We start from the raw sequence: 24,701 nt of genomic DNA on the forward strand, positions 1-24,701 counted from the left end.
GACCGGCACGCGCCTCCCGTCCGTCATCTGTGCGGTTCGCGTATGCCGCGTCGCACTTTCCCCGGAGGCTTCGATGACAGCCGTCGATCTGGAATTCGACCAGCTCAACAGTACCGTCGACGCGCTACGGCGCTCAATTTCCAACCGCATGATGTATGGCGTCGGCAAGGACGCCGTCACCGCGCATCCGCACGACTGGCTGCACGCCGCGGCACTCGCCGTGCGCGACCGGCTGGTCGCGCGCTGGATGAAGACCACGCGCCTGCAATACGAACAGGACGTCAAACGCGTCTACTACCTGTCGATGGAATTCCTGATCGGCCGGACCTTTACGAACGCCTTGCTGGCGCTGGGCATCCACGACCAGATGAAGGAAGCGCTGGCGAGTCTGGGCGTCGATATGGACGCCTTGACCGATATCGAGCCGGACGCCGCGCTCGGCAACGGCGGCCTTGGCCGGCTCGCGGCCTGCTTTCTGGATTCGATGGCGACGCTCGGCATTCCCGGGTTCGGCTATGGCATCCGTTATGAATACGGCATGTTCCGTCAGGAGATCGTCAACGGCGAGCAGGTCGAAGCGCCGGACTACTGGTTGCGCGCGGGCAATCCGTGGGAGTTTCCGCGGCCGGAAGTCACGTACATGGTTCATTTCGGCGGTCGCACGGTGCAGCGTGGCGAACAGGTCGAATGGATCGACACGGAGCACGTGAACGCCACCGCTTACGACACCGTCATTCCCGGTTACGACACGGACGCGACCAACACCCTGCGCCTGTGGTCGGCGCGCGCGACCGAAGAACTCGATCTGGGCGCGTTCAATCGCGGCGACTACCGCAACGCGGTCGACACGAAGAACATGTCGGAGAACGTCTCGCGCCTGCTGTACCCCGACGACTCGACACCGGCCGGCCGCGAGCTGCGTCTGCGTCAGGAGTACTTCTTCGTTTCGGCGACCATGCAGGATCTGATTCGCCGCTATCAGCGCACGCACAGCACGTTCGGGCGCTTCTCCGAAAAGGTGGCGGTGCATCTGAACGATACGCACCCCGTGCTGGCCATTCCCGAACTGATGCGTTTGCTGGTGGACGTCCACCATCTGCATTGGGACAAGGCGTGGAAGCATGTCACGCAGATCTTCTCGTACACGAACCACACGTTGATGCCCGAAGCGCTCGAAACGTGGGATGTCGAGATGCTTTCGCGCCTGTTGCCGCGGCACCTCGAGATCATCTTCGAGATCAACGCGCAGTTCCTCAAGCACGTCAGCGAGCACTCGGGTCATGACGGCGAGATGATTCGCCGCATTTCGCTCGTCGACGAATATGGGCAGCGGCGCGTGCGGATGGCGTATCTGGCGATCGTCGCGAGCCAGAAGGTGAACGGCGTGTCGAAGCTGCATTCGCAATTGATGACCCGCGACATCTTCGCCGACTTCGCGCGCATCTATCCGGACCGCTTCACCAATGTGACCAACGGCATCACGCCGCGCCGCTGGCTCGCCCAGGCGAGCCCGTCGCTGTCGTCGCTGATCGACCAGCAGATCGGCAAGCACTGGCGCACCAATCTGTTCGAACTGGAGCAGCTGCGCAACCTGCGTAACGACAGCGGCTTTGTCGAAGCCTTTCGCGAAGCGAAGCGGCAGAACAAACTGCGGCTCGTGCACCGCCTTGCGCATCACACCAAGCTGCGTTTCGATCCGGATGCGCTCTTCGATCTGCAGGTCAAGCGTATTCACGAGTACAAGCGGCAACTGCTCAATGTGCTGCACGTGATCGTGCGCTATAACCAGATTCGCGCGAATCCCGAACGCGACTGGGTGCCTCGCGTGGTGCTGTTCGCCGGCAAGGCCGCGTCCGCGTACCGGATGGCCAAGACGATCATCAAGCTGATCGGCGACGTCAGTGAGAAGGTCAATCACGATCCGCTGATCGGCGACCGGCTGAAAGTGGTGTTCGTGCCGAACTACGGCGTCAGCGTGGCAGAACTGATCATTCCTGCGGCCGATCTGTCGGAGCAGATTTCGATGGCCGGCACGGAAGCATCGGGCACCGGCAACATGAAGCTCGCGCTCAATGGCGCGTTGACCATCGGCACGATGGACGGCGCGAACATCGAGATCTGCGACGCGGTGGGACGCGAGAACATCTTCATCTTCGGCCATACTGCCGACGAGGTGGACAACCTGCGCGCCACCGGCTACCGGCCACGGCAGATCTACGAAGAGAATCCCGAACTGCGCATGGCGCTCGACCAGATCCGCACGGGCTTCTTCTCGCCGGACGATCCGCTGCGCTTCTCGGATATTTTCCACACGCTGGTCGACTGGGGCGATCACTACATGGTGCTGGCCGATTTCGCCGCGTTTGCGAAGGCGCAGGACGAGGTGGACGCGCGCTTCGTCGACAAGCGCGCATGGACCGAAAGCGCGATCGAGAACGTGGCGGGCATGGGGCAGTTTTCGTCGGATCGCACCATCGGCGAATATGCACGCAACATCTGGCATGTGAGTCCGCTGGAAATTGGATAGCAAATAGCGGACGGATTGCCCTCGTTGCAGTACGGACGCGGAAGGGCCGCGCGATTGCGTCGCGCGGCCGTTTTCATTCTCGCCTGTTGTCGCGGTCGCGGCCGCCGCGACTATTGCGCGAGTTTTTCAACCTCGCGCGCGGCACGCAGGCCCAACTGGCCGTGCGGGAAGTCGAACAGCACGTCGATATTCTGCATGCCCATCAGGCCGATCACGATGCGCTCGGCGCCCGGTCTGGCCTTCACGATCGTCACCTGCGCGCCCTCATAGCGATGCACCCATTTCCCCGAGCCAACCGCCACGTTGTAGTTGCCCTGATTGAGCACCTTGCCGATGTCGTCGTCGCCAGTCCAGTTCGGCGCCTTGTCCATTTCGATGCGGATCATGTCACTGCTGGCCGTGGCGAACACCAGCGGCGCGCAAAAGGTCATCTTGTCACCCACGTTGACGCAACCTCTCGGCCATTGCGCGGTGCCGTCCGCGAGTACGGTCATCGGCACCATCGCGTAGTCCTTCGTGAGCGCGCTCGACGGACTCAGCACCAGGAAGGGCTTCGCGAAGTTCGCGTGCACCAGATAGCGCTGGCCGATGTTGCCGGGCAAAGCACGCAGCGGTTGCGTGCAGCACGTGTCGTCCGGTTGCGCGGCGCCCACGCCGAAAAGCCCCGAAAAGGCCCAGCCGAATTCAGCGGTATAGCCGTCCATGCCCACGCAGCGGCGGGAGGTGGACTGGCAGTTCACCACGTCGACGGCTTGCGCGTCGATCTGTGCCGGCTTCGTCCCGGCAATGCTCAGCGGCAATTTCACGGCCGCGCCGGAGACTTGAGCGCCGTTCGTCAACGGCAGCGAACTGACCGGCCCGGCGTTCGGATAACCGCTGCCTGGCAGGACCGACTTCAGCACGCGCACGCCTTGCGTGCCCGTGTCGAGTGCGACATAGACCGCCTTGCCGTCGAGTTGAATCGGCAGTCCGAGGCGCGCCTGATCCTTGTCGGCGCGCTCCACTTGCAGCGGAATCAGCAGGCCGTCATTGCCGCCGTTGATCAGGGAGGCGGCCGGCGCGGGCGGCGTGGGCGTGGGGAAGGTAACGGCGCAGCCGCTTAGCGCAACGAGCGCACCAGTGACGACGAGTGCGGCCGCGCCGAACCGGCGCCCGCTGAGACGCAAATGCCGGCGCGCGGCGCCGGAAGACGACAGGAACATAGATCACGCTTTGCAAAAAGGCGGTCCCTGGTGAAGGCGAGGCATCGCGAGCCGCGAGGCGGATAGTTCGCCGGCGCAATCTCACGGGATTGCGCCGGCGTGGACCGTGAAACCGCGACGCTCGCAGGCCTGCCGAAGGGAACACGCAATAACAGGAGCGGCGACTCTACATGGCCGCTCGAGTGCAATTGCAAAGATGTGTGAAGGTTTGCATGCGCGTGCCAGCCGGCGCGTGCAAGTCTCGATCGACGTCAATGTTCGCGCGGACGGCGGATCACGGTTGCCCGTGCGCGGCCGAGCGTAGCGTGATCGAGCGCGGCGGTCAGCAGGCCGATCACGTCGTCGAGGCTGCGCGAAGTCACTTCCACACGAAACGTCACGCGCTCGCGTTGCTGATCGATGGTGACGACATAGAGACGCAGATCTTCGCCGAGCGCGGCGTGCAGCGCGCGCCGTCCGTTGGCCGACGAGGTGCCGGGCACGGTGACGTCGATAATGACGAGCGGCACGACGACATGCGTGCGGCGTGCCATACGTGCCATACGAGGCGTGCGCGAGTTGCGCGTGACGGGGAGATCGGACGTTGCGACGGAAGTGAGCATCATGATTGCGCCGACCGGGCGGCCGGCGCGCGTTGTTGACACCAGACCACTCTAACGATGCACACCTCAAGGACGCGCAAAAGCTGCTGCGCGGCGAATCAAATTTGTGTTAACGCCCGGGCGGCAACTTGACGCATCCTATGCCACGAGCCACGAGCCACGAGCCACGAGCCACGAGCCACGAGCCACGAGCCACGAGCCACGAGCCACGAGCCACGAGCCACGAGCCACGAGCCACGAGCCACGAGCGCCCTGGCCGAGCGCGGGATCAGACCTTCGGCGCCGCGGCCGCGCTCTTCGCCTCGTTCACGGCCGCGCCCACGCGTTCGACGAATTCGCGATCGGTGCTCATCAGCGCCTCGCGCTCGCCATTCGCGGTTTGCACCATCAGACGATGGGTAACGTCCTGGGTCGCCCAGGTGAGCCAGCCGACCACGGCCAGCATCGTGCCGCAAACCATGCCCACCGGCGAGCGCAATATCGCGCCGGCAATCGCGCCGGCGACACCGACGAGCGAAATCGCGACTGGCAAGACCTTGTTCTTCTGCACGGTGACGACCTGCACGCTCACGATGTCGCGCAGCGGAAAGACCTGGCCGGCGGACGAGAGCGCATTGCGCGTGACCGACACGCCACGATCATTGAAAGGGGTTTCCATCGAGTCCAGTTCAAGCGGTAGCAAAGGGCGCAGCGTACCAGACTTCAGATTCCTGAAGTTGCCGGAATTCTTGACCTCCGTCAGGCCAGACGGTGCTGCCGCAAGATCCTGAAAGAATCCGCCGCGCCCGGCGCTTTACGCCAGTGCGGCGATACGCGCGCCGAGCCAGCCACGCAGCGCGGCGACTTCTTCGCCACACACGGAATGCTCCATCGCATACGCATGCCACTCGACCTTGCTGCCCTGCGCGAGCGCGAAGTCGCGCGCGGCCTCGCCGAGCTGGATCGGCAAGACCTCGTCGTACTCGCCGTGCGCGGCAAAGATCGGCGTGCCGTGGTTCGCGGGCGCGAGGCGGCGCTCGACGAAAGCTCTCGAGGGCAGGTAACCGGACATGACGACCAACCCGCCAAGCGTCGCCGCGTGGGTGAGCCCCGCTGTGTACGTCATCGCGCCGCCTTGCGAGAACCCCGCAAGGAATATCTTCGAGCTCGGAATGCCGCGCGCGTTCTGCCCGGCGATCAGTTGTCTCACGGTCGCGCACGACGCTTCGATGCCCGCCTCGTCGACCTGCCGGTCGATCGACTGGAATGAGCGGATGTCGTACCACGCGCGCATCACGTAACCGCCGTTCGCGGTCACGGCCATCTCGGGCGCGTTGGGAAACACGAAACGCACGGCGGGTCCGTTGGCGAGGCGCAGTTCCGGAACCAGCGGCACAAAGTCGTTGGCGTCGGCGCCGAGACCGTGCAGCAGGATCACGGCGAATTCAGGATTCGGTGCGGTTTCGATTTCGATGGTCTGCGGCGTGGTGGTCATGGCGTACTACTCCCTGGCGTCGGCATGGTCGGATGAGCGGGATCGAAACCAGCACGATACCGCATAGCGTACGAGCCAGATCAGCCGCGGCGCGAGTCTCGACGACACCCGCGCCGCGGCCGCGTGCCAAAGGCGTTACTGCAGACGTTGCTTGAGTTCGTTAGCCAGTTGCCGCGTGGCCGCTTTGGTCGGTGCATCCTCGGCCAGCGCGTTCAGCAAACCGAAGTCGTGAATCGTGCCGTCGTAACGGACGGTGGCCACTTCGTCACCGGCTGCGTCGAGCTTGCGTCCATACGCCTCGCCTTCGTCACGCAACACGTCGGACTCGGCGACCTGAATCAGCGCAGGCGGCAAGCCTTTCAACTGTTCCGTCGTAGCGCGCAGCGGCGACGCGTAGATCTCGTTGCGCTGCTTCGGATCTTTCGTGTAGGCGTCCCAGAACCACTTCATCATCGGCCGGGTCAGGAAGTGGCCCTGCTGGAACTGATTGTACGAACCGTCGTTGAAATTGTTGTCGGTGACGGGCCACATCAGTCCCTGGAAGCGGATCGCCGGGCCTTGCTTGTCTTTCGCCATCAGGCTCACCACCGCGGCCATGTTGCCGCCGACACTGTTGCCCACCACGGCGAGGCGATTGCCGTCGACGCCGATCTCGCCGCCGTGCGCGGCAACCCACTTCGTGGCGGCGTAAGCCTGATTGATCGCGACCGGATAGCGGGCCTCCGGCGAAGGTGTGTAGTTCACGAACACCGCCACGGCGCCCGACTGAACCACCAGATCACGCACCAGGCGCTCATGAGTCTGGAAGTCGCCGAGGATCCAGCCGCCGCCGTGGAAGAACATGAAGACGGGCAACGTCCCGCTCGCGCCGTGCGGACGGACGATGGTCAGCGGCACGCTGACGCCGTCCTGCTCGATGGTGCGGTTGGAGACGTCGATGCCCGACAGATCGACTTTCACGCCGTTCTGCGCATCGACCAGAATTTGCCGCGCCTGGGCGGGCGGCAAGGTATTGATCGCGGGGCCCTTGCCGCTGTTCAGCGCGTGCAGGAAACCGGACGTTACGCGGTCGGGCGTGGCTTGTGAAGCGGGGCTTGCCGCAAAAGCCGAACCGAAGGCGAAGGCAGAGGCCAGCAGCACGGGGACGAACTTGATCTTCATGATGAACTCCGGGTAACTCAATAGATTGGAAAAAGATTTCGGATCAGACGAGCGTGAGCGTGACGGCAATGTTGTTGCGCGTGGCGTTCGAGTACGGGCATACGATGTGCGCCTTGTCGACAAGCGCCTGCGCCGCGTCCTGGGCCATGCCCGGCAGCGAGATCTTCAACTCCACTTCGATGCCGAACCCGTTGGGAATCGCACCGATGCCGACGCTGCCCTCGACCGAGACGTCCGCGGGAATCGCGATCCGGTCGCGCGCCGCGACAAACTTCATCGCACCGACGAAACACGCGCTGTAGCCGGCCGCGAACAGTTGCTCCGGATTGGTGCCTTCGCCGCCGGCGCCGCCGAGTTGCTTCGGCGTGATCAGCTTCAGGTCGAGGTTGCCTTCGGGCACCACGGCGCGGCCGTCACGGCCTCCGGTTGCCTTGGCGTGAGCGCGGTACAGCACGTTGTCGATCCTGGTCATGGTCAACTCCTTGTTGGTGGGTATCTACTACTAGATAGATAAACGGCGGTTAAAAAAATGACGCGTAGCTCGCGCCGTCGATTGCGGACCGCAATCTATCTATCTATAGATAGATTGGCGGGTAAAAATAAAGAGGCGCGCGACCACCTCCGTGACAGCATTACTGCGATTTCTTCCACGATGCTTCCACATCTTCCAGCCGGGCCTTCGTGCCGAACAATCGGCTGGCCAGCACGCTGCCCTGATAAGCCGCGTACAGTGCGCGCGCGGCGGCCTCAGGCTTGCCGTTCACCGCCAGCGTGTGTTCCTGTGCGCCTTGCGCGAGGACTTGCGCCAGCCATTTTTCGTTGGCCTTGAAAAACGCCTGGATCGCCTCGCGAATGTTTTCCGGCAGCGACGCAATGTCCGACGCCAGCATGCCGCACAGACAGATCCGGTCGCCGTCGCCGAGCGTGCGGCCGAACAGCCGGGTGTACTTGCCGAGCTTCGTATTGGCCGGCAGCCTGGCATCGATAGCGTGCAGCGAGGCCAGCACTTCCTTGCTGTACTCGTTGACCGCCTCCAGCACCAGGTCGTCTTTCGAGGGGTAGTAGTAATGGATGCTCGAGGTCTTCACGCCGACCAGTTCGGACAGGTCGCGATAGCTGAAACCGTTATAGCCGCGCTGCATCATCAACGTGATGGCGTGCTCGAGAATCTGCTCGCGGACGGTCGGGTTCGTTTCCATGACTGAACTTTATCTACTACTAGATAGAGAGTCAAGACTTTTTTGCACGGGAAGAAGGGCGGCGCGGTGCTGCGGATCGCGGCGGGGTTCGCTGGTGTCGTCATCAAAGGAAAAGCGCCCCGCAGGGCGCTTTTCCAGACTCCGGATCCTGCAGGGAACTCGCGTTCCCCGCGGAGCGAAAGACTCGCTTAGAACTTGTGACGGATGCCGACGCGGAATGCCAGCTGATTGTCCGAACCCGTGCCCGAGGTATTGAAGTAGCTCGTGCTCGAACCGATCTGCGCCTGCAGATCCTGGCCCTTGTTGCGGCCGGAAGCGATCTGGTAGATACCCAGCGCATACACGTCCGTGCGCTTGCTCAGCGCGTAGTCGATGCTCAGGTCGGCCTGGTTCCAGTGGCCCGTGCTCGCGTCGCTCAGGTGCATGTACGTGTAGCCTGCGCCTGCGGTCAATGCCGGCGTGAACGCGTACTTCGCGCCTGCTTCGTACGCTGCGAACGTCGTCGAGCTACCCGAGATCGGTTCGAAGCGCGTGTTCGTGTACAACGCCCACAGCGTCGCCGCGCCGATCGAGTAACGGCCGCCCACGCCGAAGGTGCGCAGATCGCGGACGGTGCCCGTCGTCACGTTGGCGATGGCCGTCGAGAACGTCGGCGTGGCCTGACCCGGGAAGCGGATGTCCGTGTACGCCGCGCCAACGCCGAACGGGCCGTTCGCGTAGTTCACGCCGAAGCTGTAAGCGCGCGACGAACCCGCGACCGGCGCAGCGGCCGTGCCGGTTGCCGGTGCGCCGGCGAATGCGCCAGCCTGGTTCGAGAAGCCGTACATCGCGCCGAAGGTCAGGCCAGCGAAATTGGCGCTGCTGAACTTGACGGCGTTGTTGATGCGGCTCGACGTCAACTGGTCGACGTCGTTGATGTGGTAAGCGTAGTTACCCGCGACGGTCTGGCCGCCGGTCGAGTAGTAGCCGCCCAGATAGTCGGTCGAAAACGAATACTGGCGGCCGAACGTCAGCGAGCCAATGCCGTTCTGCGACAGGCCGACGAATGCCTGACGGCCGAACAGCGCGCCGCCCTGGCCCAGTGTGCCGTTGCCGCTGTTAAAACCGTTTTCCAACACGAACAGCGCCTTCAGGCCGCCACCCAGATCTTCCGTGCCGCGCAGGCCCCAACGGCTGCCTTGAGCGACGCCGTCGTCGTACTTGAAGAGGTTGTCGTGGCCCGTTGCGGTCTTCGAGTTGTTCACGTAGCTGATACCGGCGTCGATCAAGCCATACAGCGTGACACTGCTTTGTGCGTGAGCAGCGGAGGCGAAGACGGCGAGAGTAGCGGCGGTCAGTATTTTTTTGTTCAAGACTTTCTCCGATTAAAAATTAAGCGATCGCGACGCCGGGCTCTTTGGCCGGGTCGTGCGATGGCCCGAAATTTAAGGGAACGCAGAGTAAGGTATGTGACAGCTTTTCTTATTTGCGAAATCTGTCGCGCGGGCGCGACACTCACGTAGCCTCGCAAACTGAAATCGCGCAGGGCGCGCGTGCATAAGCTTTTTCTCCAGCGTGCATATAAGCGTGTGAAAAACGATTGGTTTTCGGCCGCCGCGGCCGCATGCGACGATGCGCGCCTACCAACACACTACAAGTAGGAAGACGCATGCAACGCCGGACAATGATCCAGAACCTGCTCGCCATCGCCGCCATTTCGCTGACGGCCACGTTCGCGCACGCGGACGACAAACAACTCAAGGTCGGCACGATGAGCGGCCCGGACGCGCAAATCTGGTCGGTCGTGACAAAAGTGGCGGCGCGCGAAGGTCTGAACCTCAAGGTCATTGAATTCAACGACTATGTGCAGCCGAACGCGGCGCTCGACGCGGGCGACCTCGATGCCAACGGTTTTCAGCATCAGCCGTTTCTCGACAGCCAGGTGAAGCAACGTGGCTACAAGATCGTCAACGTCGGCCTGACGTACGTGTCGCCGATGGCCTTCTATTCGAAGAAACTCAAGTCGCTCAAGGACTTGCCGGAAGGCGCGAAGGTCGGCATCCAGAACGACCCGTCCAACGGCAACCGCGCGCTGCTGCTCTTGCAGAAGTACGGTGTGATCAAGCTGAAGCCGGGCGTCGGCACGAACGGCGTGAACGCGACGCCGCTCGATGTCGCGGAAAATCCGAAGAAGATCAAGCTGGTGGAACTCGACGCCGCGCAATTGCCGCGTGCGCTCGGCGACCTCGACGCGGCGTCGATCAATACCGACTACGCCGTCAAGGCGGGCCTGCAGCCGACCAAAGACGCGATCGCGATCGAAGACCTCAAAGGCCCCTACGCGAATCTGATCGCGGTGCGCGAGCAGGACCGCAATCAGCCGTGGGTGAAGAAGCTGGTGGCGGCGTACGAATCGGATGAAGTGCGCAAGTACATCGACACGCAATTCAAAGGCGCGATCATTCCGGCTTTCTGAGCGGTTCTGACGCAACGCGCGTCAACGCAAAATCGCCCGCTGTTTTAGCGGGCGATTTGCGTTGCGGCTCGAGGTATTACGGACGTGGTACGGACGTGCCGCGCGCAGCGTGAGGTGCGCTGGCGCTGCCGTTCCGACGTGGCGCCCTAGTTGCTCAACAGCGAACCGCTGCGGAACGCCTTCGCGCCGGCAATGCGCGCGAATTCCAGGCCGGCCGTCGCAAAACGCGTCAGATGCCGCGCGTACAGTACGCCGGCCACGCTGCTCTTGAGCGTGACGACCTGCTCGGTCAGCGGATCGACGATATCGGCAATCTCATGACCGGCGTCGACCCAGGTGCCGACTTCGCAGCGATACACCAGCACGCCGCTGATCGGCGCGACGATCGGCTCGGCGCCGGCGAGCGGCGTGGCGGCGAATTCGAGCGGCGGCAACGCGGCGGCCTTGCCGTCGATCACGCCACGCGAGGTCAGGTATTCGATGATCGCTTGCGCATCGTGCTCGGCGTACTCGTACGACACTTCGCGCTGGCCGCGCAGTTCGATCGTGACCGAGATCGAGCCGTTCGGAATCGGGAAGCGGTCGCCGTAACGGCCGCGCAGATCCGACCAGCAGAAACTGTGGATTTCGTCGAACGGGTTGCCCACCGAATTGAGCGCGAGCAGCGATGCCTTGGCGTCCAGGTAGCAGGCGAGCGGCTCGACTTCCGGCCACAGATCCGGGTTCGTGTAGAGGTGCATCGCGGCTTCCCAGTCGCAGTGCAGATCGAGCACGATATCGGCGTCGTATGAGAGCTTTTGCAGCGCGAGGCGCTGCGATTCGAGTTCGGTCTGCGGGTTTTGCGCGTCGAGCGCCTCGCGCATGGCCGTGCGGATCGCCGTGCGGTTGGCGTCCACATTGTCGGTCAGGCGCGACTCGATCACCGGCTGCACCAGCGCCGACAGGTCGTGGAAATTGCGGTTGAAGTTCTGCGCCGTGTTGGTTTCGAAACGCCCGGTCAGATGGCCGAGAAAATGCTGGTTCAGGCCGATCGGATTGGCCACCGGCACGATCACGACTTCGCCGCGGATCTTGCCGGCCGCTTCCAGCGCCGCCAGCTTGCGGCGCAATGCCCACGACACCAGCATGCCGGGCAGCTCGTCGGCATGCAGCGACGACTGGATGTAGATCTTCTGGCCGCCGCCCGGACCGTAGTGGAAACTCGTCAGGTTGCGGGCGGTGCCGAGCGTCGGAGCAATCAGCGGATGGGTTTGGGTTTGCATGGTTTTCAAATCCGCGGCCAAGTGGGCGTGCCGCGCTATCTCGTTGATAACAGTGGGGAAACTTGCTGAATGGCCGGTCAGGCCCGGCCCGGCGGGCGCCGCCTCGCGGCCGCCTCGATCGCACGATCTTAGCCGATCTGACGCAGTGTGTGGTTTTATGCGGCGCCGCAAATGGAAACGGGCTCCGCGTGTGGCGGAGCCCGTTTGTGCGAACCGGCCAGCGCGCCGTCAGACACGCGGGGCCGTTTCAGCGGCCAACCTAGCCGCCGTACACGTCGAAGTCGAAGTACTTCTTCTCGAGCTTCTTGTACGTACCGTCCTTGATGATGTCGGCGATTGCCTTGTCGACCTTCGCCTTCAGGTCGGTATCTTCCTTGCGCATGCCGATGCCTGCGCCGTTGCCGAGGATCTTCGGATCGTCCAGGTTCTTGCCGACGAAGTCGAAGCCAGCGCCGCGCGGCGTCTTCAGGAAGCCGATTTCAGCTTGCACCGCGTCTTGCAGCGCTGCGTCCAGACGACCCGACAGCAAGTCGGCGTAGACCTGGTCCTGGTTCTGATACGGCACGACCTTCGTGCCCTTCGCTTCCCAGTACGTCTTCGCGTAGGTTTCCTGGATCGTGCCTTGTTCCACGCCAACCGTCTTGCCCTTGAGCGAGTCGGCCGTCGGCAGGATGCCCGAACCCTTCTTCGCCACGAGGCGGGTCGGGGTGTTGAACAGCTTGTTCGAGAAGGCGATCTGCTCGGCGCGTTGCGGCGTCATGGACATCGACGACAGCACGCCGTCGAACTTCTTCGCCTTCAGGGCCGGGATCATGCCGTCGAAGTCGTTTTCGACCCACACGCACTTGGCCTTCAGGCGCGCGCAGATTTCATTGCCGAGGTCGATATCGAAGCCAACGAGCTTGCCATCCGAGCCCTTCGACTCGAACGGGGGATAGCTGGCATCAACGCCGAAACGGATGGTCGACCAATCTTTAGCGTGTGCGCCAATCGAGACGGTAGCAAGCAGAGCAACCGTCAAAGCCGCTAGCAGTTTTTTCACTGTTTAACTCCTCGGTGTAGTTCAAATACGCCCGCATGCGGTTGTGCCGCTGCGGGGCACCCGGCGCGACTCACGACCGGGCCTGGGTTGAAGCCGCCAGCCGGGGCGGCCAGCAGCGCGCGCCAAGCTTATCAGTTCAAAAAGAATGGGTAGCTAGTGAAACACCGGATGGCGCACGAGCCTGACTTCCAAAGTCTGAAAGTGGTCGGGAGGCAAAACACCGCTAATGCGTATTGAATCGCATGGGCCGCTCCGACCGATCCTGTAATGCCGCGGTAATGAAGTTGGCTAATGGCAGGTGTGCGCCGCGGACACCATGGCGGCATAGAAACGGCTATTTAACCGGCTGTCGACTCCTTAGCCAGCGAATCCACGCGCCCGGCGCCGACCGTGCCGCACCACAGTGCGCCTTTGTCCATCATCTGTGCGTCCTGCGTGGACATGCCCGCGCAGGTGCCGCGCATGTCCGGCATATCGCGCTGGGTGCGCGCTACCGCCGCACGGTCCATTTCGCCCTGAAGCCAACTGCCGAAGCACGCAATCGATCCGGCCGCCACGGCCACCCACACCCACTCTGTTTTGCTCAAGCGCATGGTCTGTTTCTTGTCCGACTCTCGACTACCCGGAAGACAGCTCGCGCGGCGTCGCGCGACGTTGCCTTCGACCGCCGGCGGCGGCCTGGGCAGGCGTACGTTTATCGGCATCCGCGCCGCGTTTCTTTAGAAGCCTAATGGCCACGTTTCTGACTACGCCTTGCGTGGCCACTGGGATTTGCCGCTGTGCGGATTGCCCGCGTTTCAGGGGACTGCGTGTTTCAAGCGCGCGCCTTGAGTTAAAGATTCGGAACAAATTGCCGTCAAATACAGAGGGGTGCGATGCTGTATCACGTCTGACGGGAATTTTTATCGACTCGGGCCAAGCCGAAAACCAAAAATGGTTTCCTTAGCGCTATCATCGTTGCTCCTCGCGCCCGGCCCCATGCCTCACGCAGAGCGTATCTGTCTGAAGAAAGGAGCCGTGTGGCCGTCCGCGGAGCGATGCAGGGCGTCCATGCTTCTCACCAGGCCTTCTGCTAAGCGGTGTCGTGTATGCCCATAATGTTCATGGCAGATGAAAAGCATTTGTTCAAACGATTCTTTCGTTCACGAATCGCCGTTCGTGCGCGCACGCATTTATCGTTTCGCGGCGTTTGTACCGGATTTCTGACATTTCTGATCGGCGCGATTTTCTGCGTCGGTCTTTTTTCGGCGGCACCCGTTAAAGCCGACGACAAGGTTCTGCGTGTGCTGGCGTGGCCCGGCTACGCGGACGCCGACGTGGTGAAGCATTTCGAAGCGCGTTACAAGGCCAGAGTGGAAGTCACGCTGGTCGATTCCGACGAGGCGCTATGGGCCCAGATGCATGCGAAAGCGACACCGCCCTTCGACGTGCTCGCTGCCAACACCGCTGAAATCCAGCGCTATACCGAGGCGAATCTGCTGGCGCCGCTCGACCTCGCCAGTCTGCCGAACACCAGCAAACAATTGCCGCGTTTTCAGGCGCTCGCATCGATCGGCGGCCTCACGTCGGGCGGCAAGGCGTACGCCATCCCGTTCACGTATTCGTCGATGGGGCTGATCTACGATCGCAAGCAGGTCGCCGTGGCGCCGCGCTCCATGCGCGAGTTGTGGAATCCGCGTTACCGCGGCAAGGTGCTCGACTTCAACAGCGCGCAGCATAATTTCTCGTTCACGGCGTTGGCGCTGGGCTATCCCCATCCTTTTCAGCTCGATGCGACGCAAATGCGCACCATTGCTCGCAAGCTCGTCGATCTGCGCCGCAATCTATTGACCTATTACACGTTGCCCGAGGAGGCGACCGCCTTTTTCATTCAGCACAAGGTCGCGCTGATGTTCGGCAACTACGGCACCCAGCAGGTCGAGTTGCTGCGCCGGGCGGGTGCCGACGTGGGCTACGTGATTCCCGACGAGGGCGCGCTCGCATGGCTCGATTGCTGGTCGATGACGCGCGCGGCCGCCGATCGTCCGCTGGCGCACGCGTGGATCAATTACATGCTCGAACCGGACGTGAGCGCGTTGTTGACGCAACGCCAGGGACTTGCCAACACGTTGACGGCGCCCGTGGAAAGCAGCGATCACGCACGCATCGTGTGGATCGGCCCGGTGGAGAATATTCAGCGGCGCGAGGACCTGTGGACCAGAATCGTGTCCGGGGACCGGTCGGAGCGTTTTTGATGATACGTCCTGGGCTGACCTTCAAACTATCCGTACTGCTTGCGTGCATCGGCGTGCTCGCGTCAGGCGCGACCGGCTATTACGCGTACCGCGCCAACCGCACGATGCTCGTGAACGAGGCCGGGCACAGCCTGCTCACGTCCACGGAGTTGCTGGGCCAGCGCTTTTCCGCTTCGATCGACGACGTCGGCTCCGACGCGCTCGTGCTCGCGAGCATGCCGTCCACGGCGGATGTCGCGCAGACCGACGACGGCGTCGGCCCGGACGCGGCCCGCGAACGGCTGGCGCAGGTGTATTCGAGTTTCATGGTTCACCACCTCGAATACCTGCAAATCCGGCTGATCACGCGCCGGCACTATGGGCTGGAACTGGTCCGCTTCGACCGCGACTCCGACGGGCTCGTGCGGGTCGAAGGGAAAGACCTGCAGGAGAAAGGTCAGTTTGCCTACGTATTCGATACCCTGGCGTTTTCTCCGGGCCACATTTACACCTCGCCGATCTCGGTCAATCACGAGTACGGCGCGCACGCGGCCCAGGGCAAACCGACGCTGCGGCTCGGCACGCCTGTCTCGAACGCGAATGGCGAAGTGGTGGGCGTCGTCGTGATCGATGTCGATCTGGCGGCGTTGTTCAAACGGCTGCAAAGCGATCTGCCGAGCGACTATCAGGTCTATCTGGCCAACGAGTGGGGCGATTTCCTCGTTCATCCCGATGAATCGAAAACCTTCGGCTTCGATCGGGGCCGGCGCGTCTTGATGCAGGACAGTTTCTCCGTGACGAGGCCGCTCTTCGAGCAGTCGCAGGGCGAGGTGCTGGTCGACGGGCTGGCGCGGCCGCGCCAGGCCGCCGGCCAGGTGCTCGCTTTCGTGCGCCGGCCATTCGGCGACCTGGAGGGCAACCGCTTTATCGTGCTCGGTCTCGCCAAGCCGCTCGACGACGTTTTGTCCGGCGCGAATCTGCTCGGCAACCGTATCGTGCGCATGGTGCTGATTTTCAGCGCGCTGGCTCTTCTGCTCGCCATTCTGTTCGCGCGCGCCCTGACCAAGCCGCTGTACATGCTCGCGCACGCGGCCACGCATCTGTTCGCCGAGCACGCCATGGATACGCTGCCGCTGAACCGGACCGACGAGATCGGCGTGCTGGCGCGCTGCTTCGACCGTCTGCGGCGCGAAATCAAATCGCAAATGGATGTGCTGCATGCCAAGCAGCGCGAGCTCGTGCATCTCGCCACCCACGACGTGCTGACCGGACTGCCGAACCGCGTCCTGTTCATGGAGAAGCTCGAAAGCGCGATCGAGGAAGCGTCGCGGCGTCAGGAGGGGCTCGCCGTGCTGTTCGTCGACCTCGACCGCTTCAAGCAGATCAACGACCAGTTCGGCCATTCGGTCGGCGACAAGGTGCTCGCCGCGGTGGCGCGCCGCCTGAAGCTGGGGCTCTGTTCAGCGGACGTGGTGGCGCGTCTGGGCGGCGACGAGTTCATCGTCTTGATCGAAGGGCCGCGTTCGGCGGAGGCGGCGCCCGCGATCGCCTCGCGCATCATGGAGACGTTGAACGAAGAAGTGACGGTTGAAGGGCAAAGCATGACGGTGGGCGCGAGCATCGGTATCAGCCAGTTCCCCGACGACAGCGGCACGGCGGAGGAACTGTTGCTCAACGCCGACGCGGCGATGTACGCGGCGAAATCCGGCGGACGCTGTGGGTATTTGCGTTACCACGATGTGCTCGAGGCACGCCGGCGCGAACAGATCGAACAGGCGCACGCCCGGGCTAGCGAAGGCGCGACCCAAGGGCACGAGGCCGAACCGACGGCTTGACGCCTGCACGCGACCGGCGTGCTTCGGCCGGCGCGCGTCTGCACGCAACGGCGCCGGTCAATTTCTCAAACGATCCGAGCCCCGCTGCGATACGTCGCGCGCGGCACCGGCAACCTGTCAAGCATCGTCACGCGCACGAAATCCGCGCGCAAGCCGGTTTCGATCGCGCCGCGCTCGTGCAGGCCGGCCGTGCGCGCCGGTTCCGCGGAGACCGTTGCCATGGCGCGCGGCAAGGTCCAGCCGGCCTGGTCGACCAGCTCGAACACGGCGGTCAGCAGGCTCGACGGCACGTAATCGGACGACAGAATATCGAGCAGGTCCGCGCGCGCCAGTTCGAGCGCCGACACGTTGCCCGAATGCGAGCCGCCGCGCACGATATTCGGCGCACCCATGATGGTCGAAATGCCATGCTCGCGCGCCGCCTCGGCAGCGATGCGGGTGGTCGGGAACTCCGCTAGCACGATGCCTTCGGCTTTGGCCTGCTCGACGTGCTCGATCAGCGTGTCGTCGTGACTTGCCACCGGAATGCCGAGCCGGTTGCAGCGCGCCACGATCTCGCGGCGGTGCGCGTCGGCGTAACGGGCCTGTTCGACCGACAGTTCGGTCAGCGCGGTCGCCACGTGTTCGTCGCTCAGCTTGCCGTTGCGTTCCTGGAAGCGGCGCCATTGCTCGCGGTCGTGCCACTGACGTTGACCCGGCGTGTGATCCATCACCGAGGCGAGCCGCAGCAACGGATGCGCGCACAACGAATCGAACACGTCCACCACGTCGGCGGTGGCGATTTCGCAGCGCAGATGCAGGAAGTGTTCGGCGCGCAGCAGCTTGCGCTCCGAGAACCGCGTGAGCGCTTCGGCGCATTGCGTCTGCAGATCGCGGCCCCGCAAGCCCACGTTCGTGCGCGAACCGATCGCAAGCGCATCGAACACGGTGGTAATGCCGGCCGCCGCCACCTGGGCGTCGTGAATCACGAAAGCGGCATCGGTGTTCCATTGCACGCCCGGACGCGGTGCGAGATGCTTCTCGAGATTGTCCGTGTGCAGTTCGATCAGGCCGGGCAACAGATAGTCGCCGTCCCAATCTTCGGCTTCGCGCGCCGCGGTCGTGCCGCGCTCGACTTCGCGGATCACGCCGTCTTCGACGCGCACCACGCCGGTGAATACTTCGTCTCGCGTCACGATGCGAGCGTTTCTGATCAACATCGACTTGCTCCGTAGTCAGTCAGACTTGAGTGGGGCCTGGGTTGCGGCGCTTTGCCGTTGCATGCAGCAGTGTAGTGCCGTTGCGCGCCCTGTTTGTGTCATTCAGTGACGAAGCGGCGGCTTCAGTTCGAGGCGCCGCGTGGCCACTTTGTTGCGCGTGTCTTCGTCGTGGAAGATGCCCACGATCGCCGCGCCGCGCTCACGCGCTTCGACGATCAGATCGGCCACCACGTCGCGATTGTCGGCGTCGAGCGAAGCCGTGGGTTCATCGAGCAGGAGCAGCGGATGTTCGGCGATCAGACCGCGCGCGATATTCACGCGCTGTTGTTCGCCACCGGAGAAAGTGGCGGGCGCGAGCGACCACAGCCTTTGCGGCACATTCAACCTGGCGAGCAGCGCGGCGGCGCGCGAGCGCGCTTCGTGTTCGGGCACGCCGCGCGATAGCAGCGGCTCGGCCACGAGCGCCAGGGTCGGCACACGCGGAATCACGCGCAGGAACTGGCTCACGTAACCGACCACGCCTGCGCGCAGGCGCAACACGTCGTGCGGTTCGGCGCCGGTGATCGATACAGGCCGGCCGTGGTTCGCCGCGTCGCGAATCGCGATCGAGCCGCTCGTCGCCAGATAGTTGCCGTACAGGCAGCGCAGCAGCGTGCTCTTGCCCGCGCCCGACGGTCCGATCAGCACCACGCATTCGCCGCGCTCGACCTCCAGCGAGACGCCCGCGAGCGCTTCGATCCGCACGCCGCCCTGGCCATGCAGCACAAAGGTCTTGCCGATGCCGACCGCGCGCAGCATCAGCGCCGTGTTGTCGATGAACGCGCGCTCGGCGGCGCGCGCTTCGGTGCTTGTTTCAATGGATCGCATTGTGAGCCTCAAACCGGCAGAACCGAGGAAACCAGCGTTTGCGTGTACGGGTGCTGCGGATCGTCGAGCACCTGGTCGGTCAGTCCCGCCTCGACCACTTCGCCGCCCTGCATGACCATCAGCCGATGCGCGAGCAGACGCGCGACACCGATGTCGTGCGTGACGATCAGCACCGACAGATGCAGCGTCGAGGTCAGCGTGCGCAGCAGATCGAGCAGGCGCGCCTGCACCGAAACGTCCAGACCGGCGGTGGGTTCGTCCATGAAAACGAGGCGCGGACCGGTAACGAGATTGCGCGCGATCTGCAAGCGCTGTTGCATGCCGCCCGAAAATGCCGCCGGAAATTCGTCGATGCGCGAGGAGTCGAGTTCGACGCGCTCCATCCATTGCGTGGCCGCGTGACGGATATCGCCATAGTGACGCGCGCCGACAGCCATTAACGGCTCGCCGATATTCGCGCCGGCCGAGACGCCGCTACGCAGTCCGTCGCGCGGATTCTGCTGGACGAAGCCCCACTCGGTGCGCATCAGCAAACGGCGGCGCGGTTCGGATAAAGCCAGCAGGTCGAGCTGCTCGCCATGGGTCGCGGTGTAATGAAGCGAGCCGCTGTCAGCCGCCGTTTTCAGCGCGAGCGCGTTGAGCAGGGTGGTCTTGCCCGAGCCGGATTCACCGACGATGCACAGTACTTCGCCCGGATACAGATCGAAGCCGACGTTCCTGCAGCCGTTGCGGCCGCCGTATTGTTTGGTGAGCGAGCGGGCGCTCAGCAGCGGCGTCATGCGGGTTCTCCGTTGCGTGCTTCGCGCGTCGGCAGATCGAGGTTCGCGTCGCCGCGGCGTTCGTGGCAGTAGTCGCTGTCGGAGCAGACGAACATGCGCTTGCCCGCATCGTCGACGATCATCTCGTCGAGAAAACTTTCCGTCGAACCGCATAGCGCGCAGGCGTGCTGCCACTTCTGCACCTCGAACGGATGATCGTCGAAGTCGAGGCTGCGCACCGGCGTGTACGGCGGAATCGCATGAATGCGCCGTTCGCGGCCGGCGCCGAACAATTGCAGCGCGGGATTCATATGCATCTTCGGGTTGTCGAACTTCGGAATCGGCGAGGGCGAAGCCAGATAGCGGTGGTTGACGATCACCGGGTAGTCGTAGGTGGTCGCGATGCTGCCGTGATGCACGATGTCTTCATAGAGCTTCACGCTGATCAGGCCGTAGTCGGCGAGCGCATGCAGCTTCTTGCATTCGGCGACGCGCGGTTCGAGGCGATACAGCGGCTCGGGCATCGGCACCTGATAGACCAGAATCTGCCTCTCGGTGAGCGGTGCTTCCGGAATGCGGTGACGGGTCTGGATGATCGTCGCGTCGACCGTGCGGCGGGTGGTCGCCACGCCGGTGGTGCGCGCGAAGAAACGGCGTATGTTGACTGCGTTGGTGGTTTCGTCGGAGCCCTGATCAATGACTTTCAGCGTGTCCTGTCTGCCGATGATCGCCGCGGTGACCTGAATGCCGCCCGTGCCCCAGCCGAACGGCAGCGGCATTTCACGCGAGGCGAACGGCACCTGATAACCCGGCACGGCCACGGCCTTGAGCAAGGCGCGGCGCAGCATGCGTTTGGTCTGCTCGTCGAGGTACGCGAAGTTGTAGCCTTCGGCTGCGCTGTCGTACGACGCGTTCGCGTGAGATGTGTCGGGTGCGTTCATGCTGCCTGCTCCTGCAGGCCGTCGGATTGATCGGCAGGTTGATCCGCGCGCTGGTCCGAGTGCGCGTCCGTGCCGTATTCCGGACTTTGCGCGGCATGCCGCGCGCGCAGACGCCGCACGAGTTCCAGCTCCGACTGGAAGTCGACGTAGTGGGGCAGCTTCAGATGCTGCACGAAACCGGACGCTTCGACGCTATCGCTATGCGAGAGCATGAATTCGATGTCCTGGGTCGGCGAGGCCAGCGTTTCACCGAGTTCCTCGCCGCGCAACGCGCGGTCCACGAGCGCCATCGCCATGGCCTTGCGCTCCGAGTGGCCGAACGCGAGGCCGTAGCCTTGCGTGAAGGCGGGCGCCACCGCGCCGCTGCCGGCGAACTGGTTGATCATCTGGCACTCGGTAACGTCGATGTCGCCGATCTCGACGGCTTCACCCAGTTCGTCGAGTTCCATTTCCACGGCGATCGTGCCGAAGCGGATCTCGCCCGCGAACGGATGCGAGTGCGCATAGCCGCGCTGCGTCGCATAACCCATGGCGAGCAGAAAGCCTTCGTCGCCGCGCGCGAGATTTTGCAGACGGGTGGCGCGGCTCGCGGGAAAGGCGAGCGGCTCGCGCGAGAGGTCGCCGGGTTCCGGCGCGTTCGGCGTGGGACGCTCCTGTTCGATCAGACCTTCCCGGTCGAGCAGGGTGACGACGCGCGGCATGGCCTCTGTCGCAGCTGCGGCGGTTCGATTCGAAGCTGAAGCCACGCTTGCAACCGGAGCGCCTTCGGCATCACGTTCCGCGAGCAGCGCGAAATCCAGCAGACGCTGCGTGTAATCGTACGTCGCGCCCAGCAACTGGCCGCCGGGCACGTCCTTGAAAGTCGCCGAAATGCGGCGCTCCACTTGCATCGCTTCGGTATCGACCGGCCGCGTGTAGCCGAAGCGCGGCAGCGTGGTGCGATACGCGCGCAGCAGGAAGATCGCTTCGACCAGATCGCCGGCGGCCTGCTTGATGGCGAGCGCGGCGAGGTCCTCATCGTAGACGGACCCTTCGGTCATCACGCGCGCCACCGCGAGGCGCAGTTGTGCGCGAATCTGCGCGACGCTGAGTTCGGCGAGCCGCGTGTCGCCGCGGCGCGCCTTGTCGAGCAGGCGCCAGGACGCTTCGATCGCGCGTTCTCCACCTTTGACGGCAACGTACATCAGTTCACCTTCGCTTGAGTTGTGCGCGGCAGGCCGATCAGGCGCGCGCCGCAGACGAGATAGCAGTCGACACCGCAAGGAAAAAGCGGTGCGAGGCCGGCGCGTTCGCGCCAGAAACGCTCGGGCAGGCCGAGCGGCGCGATCGTGGTGGTGTGCTCGATGCCCGGGCCGCTCAACACGACCGGTGCGCCGCCCGTCAGTGCCGCCACGCGGATCAGCAGCGTGACCGATTGCTCGGGCGACTCCGCCGCGCCGAGCGCGAAGCGCTCCAGCGGCGGCAACGTGGCGGCCTCGTGGATATAGGCAAAGGCCGCTTGCGCCGGTTCGTCCACGAGCGGTGCGCCGGTATGAAAGCGCAATGCCGAAACCAGCGCCGTATCCGCTTGCGCGAGCCACACGGGCGTGGCGTAGTCGCACAGTGCGAGCAGCGCGGCGAAGGCGGCAAGTTCGGCACGCGTGGCCGGCGCTTCAGGCAACACGTTCCCGACCACGCCGACCGTGCCCGGCCGCGACAGCGCATCGAGCAAGGTGCGGAACACGGCCTGGGTGTCGTGCACCGGGTCGGCGAAACCCGGCGTCAAGGTGGATAACGCGGTAGACAACGCAATCTGTGAATTTTCCATCAGTCGCCCCTGACCATCGTGAAGAATTCGACGCGCGTGGCCGCGGCGTCCTGTTGCCGCGCGGCGCGTTTCGCCGCCTGCTGCGCGGCAAACGGCTCGATCAGCGTTCGATGTAGAACGGCATGATGCTCGGGTATTTGCAGAAGCGCGTCCGCGAGCGCGGCCAGTTCGGCGCGGCGGCGGTCGCGGCCCAGATGGCATGCCACGCCCACGGCCGCGGGGGCCTCGCCTAACGTGCGCAGACGCAACGTGGCGCGCGTGACCGTGGCTTCGCCGAGATTGAACGGGTCGCCGCTGCCGCCGATCCGCCCGCGCACCATCGCAAGGCCGATTTCGGGCGGACGCAGCCAGTCATACGTGGGAGGGGGGATGTCCTGCAAGGCGCGCGCGAGGGCGGCTTCGAGATCGGCGCGCGGCGTGCGGGCCAGCACGGCCATCCATGCGCGCCGGACAGACGCGGGCGGAGCGGAGGAAGGCGAGGCGGAAGTGGCACTCATCGAATTTCCCGTTGATCCAGCGAGTCGACATTTGACCATCTATTCATCTAAACGTCTAGACGTTTAGGGGTATGCTTGCGGAGCTCCGTGGCGCCTGCCGGCCGTTTCACATTTCCATCACGGCTTGCGCACTACAATGCACGTCATAGCGATTATTTGAACCCAAGGGAATGACAGCACCATGACATCGAACGACAACGCGACGCCGGGCACGATGCTCGAACGCGGCGCGGGCGTTGCCGTGTGGCGGCAGATCGAACAGATCCTGGCGGCGGAAATCGCCGCCAGCGGTTTCGGCGAAGAAGGGCGCCTGCCGAGCGAGGGCGAACTCGCCAAACGCTTCGACGTGAACCGGCATACGGTGCGCCGGGCCATGCTGGGTCTTGCCGCGCTGGGGCTCGTCAGTGTCGAGCAGGGGCGCGGCACCTTCGTGCAACCGGGCGCCATCGACTATACGATTGGCCGCCGCACGCGCTTCACGGAAAACCTGCGCCAGCAGCATCACGCGGCGGCGGGCACGATGTTGTCGGCCGCGCGCGTGAAGGCCGAGCCGAGCGTGGCGAAGGCGCTGGGTCTGCGGGCTGGCGCGCCGGTCTACCGGATCGAATCGCTGCACGAATCCGACGGCGTGCCGCTCACGTTCGCGCGCAACTGGTATCCGGCGGCGCGGTTCGCGGACTTGCCGCAGGTGCTGGAGCGGACCGGCAGCATCACCAGATCGATGGCGGAATTCGGCGTGAACGATTACCTGCGCAAGTGGAGCCGTATCGGCAGCGTGCTGCCCGAACCGGAGGTGGCGCGCCGCCTGAATATCAACCGTCAGCAGCCGGTGCTGTGGGTCGAAAACGTCGACGTGGATCTGCAAGGCACGCCGGTCAAATACGGCTTCACGCACTTTGCCGCCGACCGCGTGCAACTGCTGGTGGAGCACGATCTGTGAGCGGCGCCGCATGGGGCGCCGAGGCTCGTTTCGCCGTGTATTACGCACCTTCGAGGGAGTCGGCATGGTGGCAGGCCGGTTCGGCGTGGCTCGCGCGAGATGCGCAAAGCGGCGAGCGCTGCGAATCGCCGCAACCCGCGCGACTGACGCGAGCGCTCGCCGCGATGACCGAGGCGCCGCGCCGCTACGGCTGGCATGGCACACTGGTCGCGCCGTTTCGACTCGCCGAGGGCGTGACACAGGCTTACATATTGCAAGCTGCGCGTGAATGGGCGCGCACGCAAAGCGCCTTCGCGTTGCCGGTGGAGGCCGCGACGCTTGGCGATTTCGTCGCGCTGAGGCCGGCCACCGCACAGGGCGAAGCCCACATTCGCGAGGTGGCGACGAGCGCGCTGCGAACGCTCGACACCTTGCGCGCGCGGCCGTCCGCCGCCGATCTCGCGCGCCGTCTGGCGGCCCCGCTGAGCGAAAGGCAACGTGCGCTGCTGATCGAATGGGGCTATCCCTACGTGTTCGACGAATTCCGTTTTCACATGACGCTCTCCAGTTCGCTCGCCGATGCGCACGAGCGCGCCACGCTGGTCGCATGGTGGCAGGAGCGAACGCCCGCACTCGGGCCGCTGCCTGTCGATCAGGCCGCGCTCTTCGTCGAGCCGGCCCCGGGCGAGCCGTTCGTGTTGTGGCAGCGTCTGCCGTTTCAGACCGACGAGGTGAAATAAC

At 64.1% G+C, this 24,701-nt stretch carries 24 protein-coding genes; 6 read left to right on the forward strand and 18 right to left on the reverse strand.

Going from position 1 to position 24,701, the window contains the following annotated elements; all coding sequences use genetic code 11:
* Positions 1 to 73: 73 nt before the first annotated feature.
* A complete protein-coding gene (locus CJU94_RS32585; RefSeq protein ID WP_095422633.1) occupies positions 74 to 2,527 on the forward strand; it encodes a glycogen/starch/alpha-glucan phosphorylase in 2,454 nt (817 codons plus the stop codon).
* A 110-nt stretch (positions 2,528 to 2,637) separates the two neighbouring features.
* Here CJU94_RS32585 and CJU94_RS32590 read toward each other — a convergent pair whose 3' ends face one another.
* The 8 genes from CJU94_RS32590 to CJU94_RS32625 form a co-directional block, all read right to left on the reverse strand.
* Positions 2,638 to 3,729 (reverse strand): hypothetical protein, encoded by a 1,092-nt coding sequence (locus CJU94_RS32590; protein ID WP_095422634.1) that lies wholly within the window; start codon positions 3,727 to 3,729, stop codon positions 2,638 to 2,640.
* A gap of 251 nt (positions 3,730 to 3,980) precedes the next feature.
* Positions 3,981 to 4,334, reverse strand: coding sequence for a hypothetical protein (locus CJU94_RS32595; protein WP_095422635.1), 354 nt, complete (start codon positions 4,332 to 4,334; stop codon positions 3,981 to 3,983).
* Positions 4,335 to 4,599: 265 nt separating this feature from the next.
* Positions 4,600 to 4,989: a DUF6232 family protein gene (locus CJU94_RS32600; protein WP_095422636.1), complete on the reverse strand. Its 390-nt coding sequence runs from the start codon at positions 4,987 to 4,989 to the stop codon at positions 4,600 to 4,602.
* 135 nt (positions 4,990 to 5,124) lie between these two features.
* On the reverse strand, positions 5,125 to 5,805 hold the full coding sequence (locus tag CJU94_RS32605; protein ID WP_095422637.1) for an alpha/beta hydrolase: 681 nt from the start codon (positions 5,803 to 5,805) through the stop codon (positions 5,125 to 5,127).
* Between the two features lie 135 nt (positions 5,806 to 5,940).
* Positions 5,941 to 6,966, reverse strand: a complete 1,026-nt coding sequence (locus CJU94_RS32610; RefSeq protein ID WP_095422638.1) for an alpha/beta hydrolase — start codon at positions 6,964 to 6,966, stop codon at positions 5,941 to 5,943.
* 43 nt (positions 6,967 to 7,009) lie between these two features.
* Positions 7,010 to 7,438, reverse strand: a complete 429-nt coding sequence (locus CJU94_RS32615) for an organic hydroperoxide resistance protein (RefSeq protein WP_095422639.1) — start codon at positions 7,436 to 7,438, stop codon at positions 7,010 to 7,012.
* A 160-nt stretch (positions 7,439 to 7,598) separates the two neighbouring features.
* Complete coding sequence (locus CJU94_RS32620) at positions 7,599 to 8,165, reverse strand: TetR/AcrR family transcriptional regulator (RefSeq protein ID WP_095422640.1); 567 nt, start codon at positions 8,163 to 8,165, stop codon at positions 7,599 to 7,601.
* A 188-nt stretch (positions 8,166 to 8,353) separates the two neighbouring features.
* The gene (locus tag CJU94_RS32625) at positions 8,354 to 9,517 is read right to left on the reverse strand and encodes a porin (protein ID WP_095422641.1); all 1,164 of its coding nucleotides are present in this window, start codon (positions 9,515 to 9,517) and stop codon (positions 8,354 to 8,356) included.
* Positions 9,518 to 9,813: 296 nt separating this feature from the next.
* Here CJU94_RS32625 and CJU94_RS32630 point away from each other — a divergent pair, with 296 nt between their 5' ends.
* Complete coding sequence (locus CJU94_RS32630) at positions 9,814 to 10,620, forward strand: MetQ/NlpA family ABC transporter substrate-binding protein (RefSeq protein WP_095422642.1); 807 nt, start codon at positions 9,814 to 9,816, stop codon at positions 10,618 to 10,620.
* Between the two features lie 146 nt (positions 10,621 to 10,766).
* Here CJU94_RS32630 and CJU94_RS32635 read toward each other — a convergent pair whose 3' ends face one another.
* The 3 genes from CJU94_RS32635 to CJU94_RS32645 all read right to left on the reverse strand — a co-directional run bounded on the left by CJU94_RS32635 (position 10,767) and on the right by CJU94_RS32645 (position 13,517).
* Positions 10,767 to 11,882 carry a succinylglutamate desuccinylase/aspartoacylase family protein gene (locus tag CJU94_RS32635; RefSeq protein WP_095422901.1) on the reverse strand — a complete coding sequence of 372 codons (1,116 nt, stop codon included), beginning with the start codon at positions 11,880 to 11,882 and terminating at the stop codon, positions 10,767 to 10,769.
* 259 nt (positions 11,883 to 12,141) lie between these two features.
* Positions 12,142 to 12,924 carry an ABC transporter substrate-binding protein gene (locus CJU94_RS32640; protein WP_091802793.1) on the reverse strand — a complete coding sequence of 261 codons (783 nt, stop codon included), beginning with the start codon at positions 12,922 to 12,924 and terminating at the stop codon, positions 12,142 to 12,144.
* Positions 12,925 to 13,262: 338 nt separating this feature from the next.
* Positions 13,263 to 13,517 carry a hypothetical protein gene (locus CJU94_RS32645; RefSeq protein ID WP_095422902.1) on the reverse strand — a complete coding sequence of 85 codons (255 nt, stop codon included), beginning with the start codon at positions 13,515 to 13,517 and terminating at the stop codon, positions 13,263 to 13,265.
* Positions 13,518 to 14,012: 495 nt separating this feature from the next.
* Between CJU94_RS32645 and CJU94_RS32650 the strand changes: the two genes are divergently transcribed.
* Together CJU94_RS32650 and CJU94_RS32655 are read left to right on the forward strand one after the other, a co-directional pair.
* On the forward strand, positions 14,013 to 15,158 hold the full coding sequence (locus CJU94_RS32650; protein WP_167397592.1) for an ABC transporter substrate-binding protein: 1,146 nt from the start codon (positions 14,013 to 14,015) through the stop codon (positions 15,156 to 15,158).
* Positions 15,158 to 16,972 carry a diguanylate cyclase domain-containing protein gene (locus tag CJU94_RS32655; RefSeq protein WP_095422643.1) on the forward strand — a complete coding sequence of 605 codons (1,815 nt, stop codon included), beginning with the start codon at positions 15,158 to 15,160 and terminating at the stop codon, positions 16,970 to 16,972. Before CJU94_RS32650 ends, CJU94_RS32655 begins: the two co-directional genes overlap by 1 nt.
* A gap of 65 nt (positions 16,973 to 17,037) precedes the next feature.
* Here CJU94_RS32655 and CJU94_RS32660 read toward each other — a convergent pair whose 3' ends face one another.
* The 7 genes from CJU94_RS32660 to phnG form a co-directional block, all read right to left on the reverse strand.
* Positions 17,038 to 18,171, reverse strand: a complete 1,134-nt coding sequence (locus tag CJU94_RS32660; protein WP_095422644.1) for an alpha-D-ribose 1-methylphosphonate 5-triphosphate diphosphatase — start codon at positions 18,169 to 18,171, stop codon at positions 17,038 to 17,040.
* A 102-nt stretch (positions 18,172 to 18,273) separates the two neighbouring features.
* Positions 18,274 to 19,038, reverse strand: a complete 765-nt coding sequence (gene phnL, locus CJU94_RS32665; protein WP_095422645.1) for a phosphonate C-P lyase system protein PhnL — start codon at positions 19,036 to 19,038, stop codon at positions 18,274 to 18,276.
* 8 nt (positions 19,039 to 19,046) lie between these two features.
* Positions 19,047 to 19,817, reverse strand: a complete 771-nt coding sequence (phnK, locus tag CJU94_RS32670; protein ID WP_095422646.1) for a phosphonate C-P lyase system protein PhnK — start codon at positions 19,815 to 19,817, stop codon at positions 19,047 to 19,049.
* On the reverse strand, positions 19,814 to 20,737 hold the full coding sequence (locus tag CJU94_RS32675; RefSeq protein WP_095422647.1) for an alpha-D-ribose 1-methylphosphonate 5-phosphate C-P-lyase PhnJ: 924 nt from the start codon (positions 20,735 to 20,737) through the stop codon (positions 19,814 to 19,816). Before CJU94_RS32675 ends, phnK begins: the two co-directional genes overlap by 4 nt.
* A complete protein-coding gene (locus CJU94_RS32680; RefSeq protein ID WP_095422648.1) occupies positions 20,734 to 21,921 on the reverse strand; it encodes a carbon-phosphorus lyase complex subunit in 1,188 nt (395 codons plus the stop codon). The genes CJU94_RS32675 and CJU94_RS32680 overlap by 4 nt, the downstream gene beginning before the upstream one ends.
* Entirely contained in the window at positions 21,921 to 22,544 is a 624-nt protein-coding gene (gene phnH / locus CJU94_RS32685; RefSeq protein WP_095422649.1) for a phosphonate C-P lyase system protein PhnH, read from the reverse strand. Before phnH ends, CJU94_RS32680 begins: the two co-directional genes overlap by 1 nt.
* Complete coding sequence (phnG, locus tag CJU94_RS32690) at positions 22,544 to 23,041, reverse strand: phosphonate C-P lyase system protein PhnG (RefSeq protein WP_095422650.1); 498 nt, start codon at positions 23,039 to 23,041, stop codon at positions 22,544 to 22,546. Before phnG ends, phnH begins: the two co-directional genes overlap by 1 nt.
* 181 nt (positions 23,042 to 23,222) lie before the next feature.
* On the opposite strand from phnG, the gene phnF reads away from it, so the two are divergent.
* Positions 23,223 to 23,981 (forward strand): phosphonate metabolism transcriptional regulator PhnF, encoded by a 759-nt coding sequence (phnF, locus tag CJU94_RS32695; RefSeq protein WP_095422651.1) that lies wholly within the window; start codon positions 23,223 to 23,225, stop codon positions 23,979 to 23,981.
* Entirely contained in the window at positions 23,978 to 24,700 is a 723-nt protein-coding gene (locus CJU94_RS32700) for a DUF1045 domain-containing protein (protein WP_095422652.1), read from the forward strand. Before phnF ends, CJU94_RS32700 begins: the two co-directional genes overlap by 4 nt.
* The last annotated feature ends 1 nt before the right edge of the window (position 24,701 follow it).

Source organism: Paraburkholderia aromaticivorans (genome assembly GCF_002278075.1).
Classification (GTDB): Bacteria; Pseudomonadota; Gammaproteobacteria; order Burkholderiales; family Burkholderiaceae; genus Paraburkholderia; species Paraburkholderia aromaticivorans.

Coding starts and splice junctions, on each gene's coding strand:
- CJU94_RS32585 (WP_095422633.1), top strand. CDS start 74: ATGACAGCCGTCGATCTGGAATTCGACCAGCTCAACAGTACCGTCGAC.
- CJU94_RS32590 (WP_095422634.1), bottom strand. CDS start 3,729: ATGTTCCTGTCGTCTTCCGGCGCCGCGCGCCGGCATTTGCGTCTCAGC.
- CJU94_RS32595 (WP_095422635.1), bottom strand. CDS start 4,334: ATGATGCTCACTTCCGTCGCAACGTCCGATCTCCCCGTCACGCGCAAC.
- CJU94_RS32600 (WP_095422636.1), bottom strand. CDS start 4,989: ATGGAAACCCCTTTCAATGATCGTGGCGTGTCGGTCACGCGCAATGCG.
- CJU94_RS32605 (WP_095422637.1), bottom strand. CDS start 5,805: ATGACCACCACGCCGCAGACCATCGAAATCGAAACCGCACCGAATCCT.
- CJU94_RS32610 (WP_095422638.1), bottom strand. CDS start 6,966: ATGAAGATCAAGTTCGTCCCCGTGCTGCTGGCCTCTGCCTTCGCCTTC.
- CJU94_RS32615 (WP_095422639.1), bottom strand. CDS start 7,438: ATGACCAGGATCGACAACGTGCTGTACCGCGCTCACGCCAAGGCAACC.
- CJU94_RS32620 (WP_095422640.1), bottom strand. CDS start 8,165: ATGGAAACGAACCCGACCGTCCGCGAGCAGATTCTCGAGCACGCCATC.
- CJU94_RS32630 (WP_095422642.1), top strand. CDS start 9,814: ATGCAACGCCGGACAATGATCCAGAACCTGCTCGCCATCGCCGCCATT.
- CJU94_RS32635 (WP_095422901.1), bottom strand. CDS start 11,882: ATGCAAACCCAAACCCATCCGCTGATTGCTCCGACGCTCGGCACCGCC.
- CJU94_RS32645 (WP_095422902.1), bottom strand. CDS start 13,517: ATGCGCTTGAGCAAAACAGAGTGGGTGTGGGTGGCCGTGGCGGCCGGA.
- CJU94_RS32650 (WP_167397592.1), top strand. CDS start 14,013: ATGCCCATAATGTTCATGGCAGATGAAAAGCATTTGTTCAAACGATTC.
- CJU94_RS32655 (WP_095422643.1), top strand. CDS start 15,158: ATGATACGTCCTGGGCTGACCTTCAAACTATCCGTACTGCTTGCGTGC.
- CJU94_RS32660 (WP_095422644.1), bottom strand. CDS start 18,171: ATGTTGATCAGAAACGCTCGCATCGTGACGCGAGACGAAGTATTCACC.
- phnL (WP_095422645.1), bottom strand. CDS start 19,038: ATGCGATCCATTGAAACAAGCACCGAAGCGCGCGCCGCCGAGCGCGCG.
- phnK (WP_095422646.1), bottom strand. CDS start 19,817: ATGACGCCGCTGCTGAGCGCCCGCTCGCTCACCAAACAATACGGCGGC.
- CJU94_RS32675 (WP_095422647.1), bottom strand. CDS start 20,737: ATGAACGCACCCGACACATCTCACGCGAACGCGTCGTACGACAGCGCA.
- CJU94_RS32680 (WP_095422648.1), bottom strand. CDS start 21,921: ATGTACGTTGCCGTCAAAGGTGGAGAACGCGCGATCGAAGCGTCCTGG.
- phnH (WP_095422649.1), bottom strand. CDS start 22,544: ATGGAAAATTCACAGATTGCGTTGTCTACCGCGTTATCCACCTTGACG.
- phnG (WP_095422650.1), bottom strand. CDS start 23,041: ATGAGTGCCACTTCCGCCTCGCCTTCCTCCGCTCCGCCCGCGTCTGTC.
- phnF (WP_095422651.1), top strand. CDS start 23,223: ATGACATCGAACGACAACGCGACGCCGGGCACGATGCTCGAACGCGGC.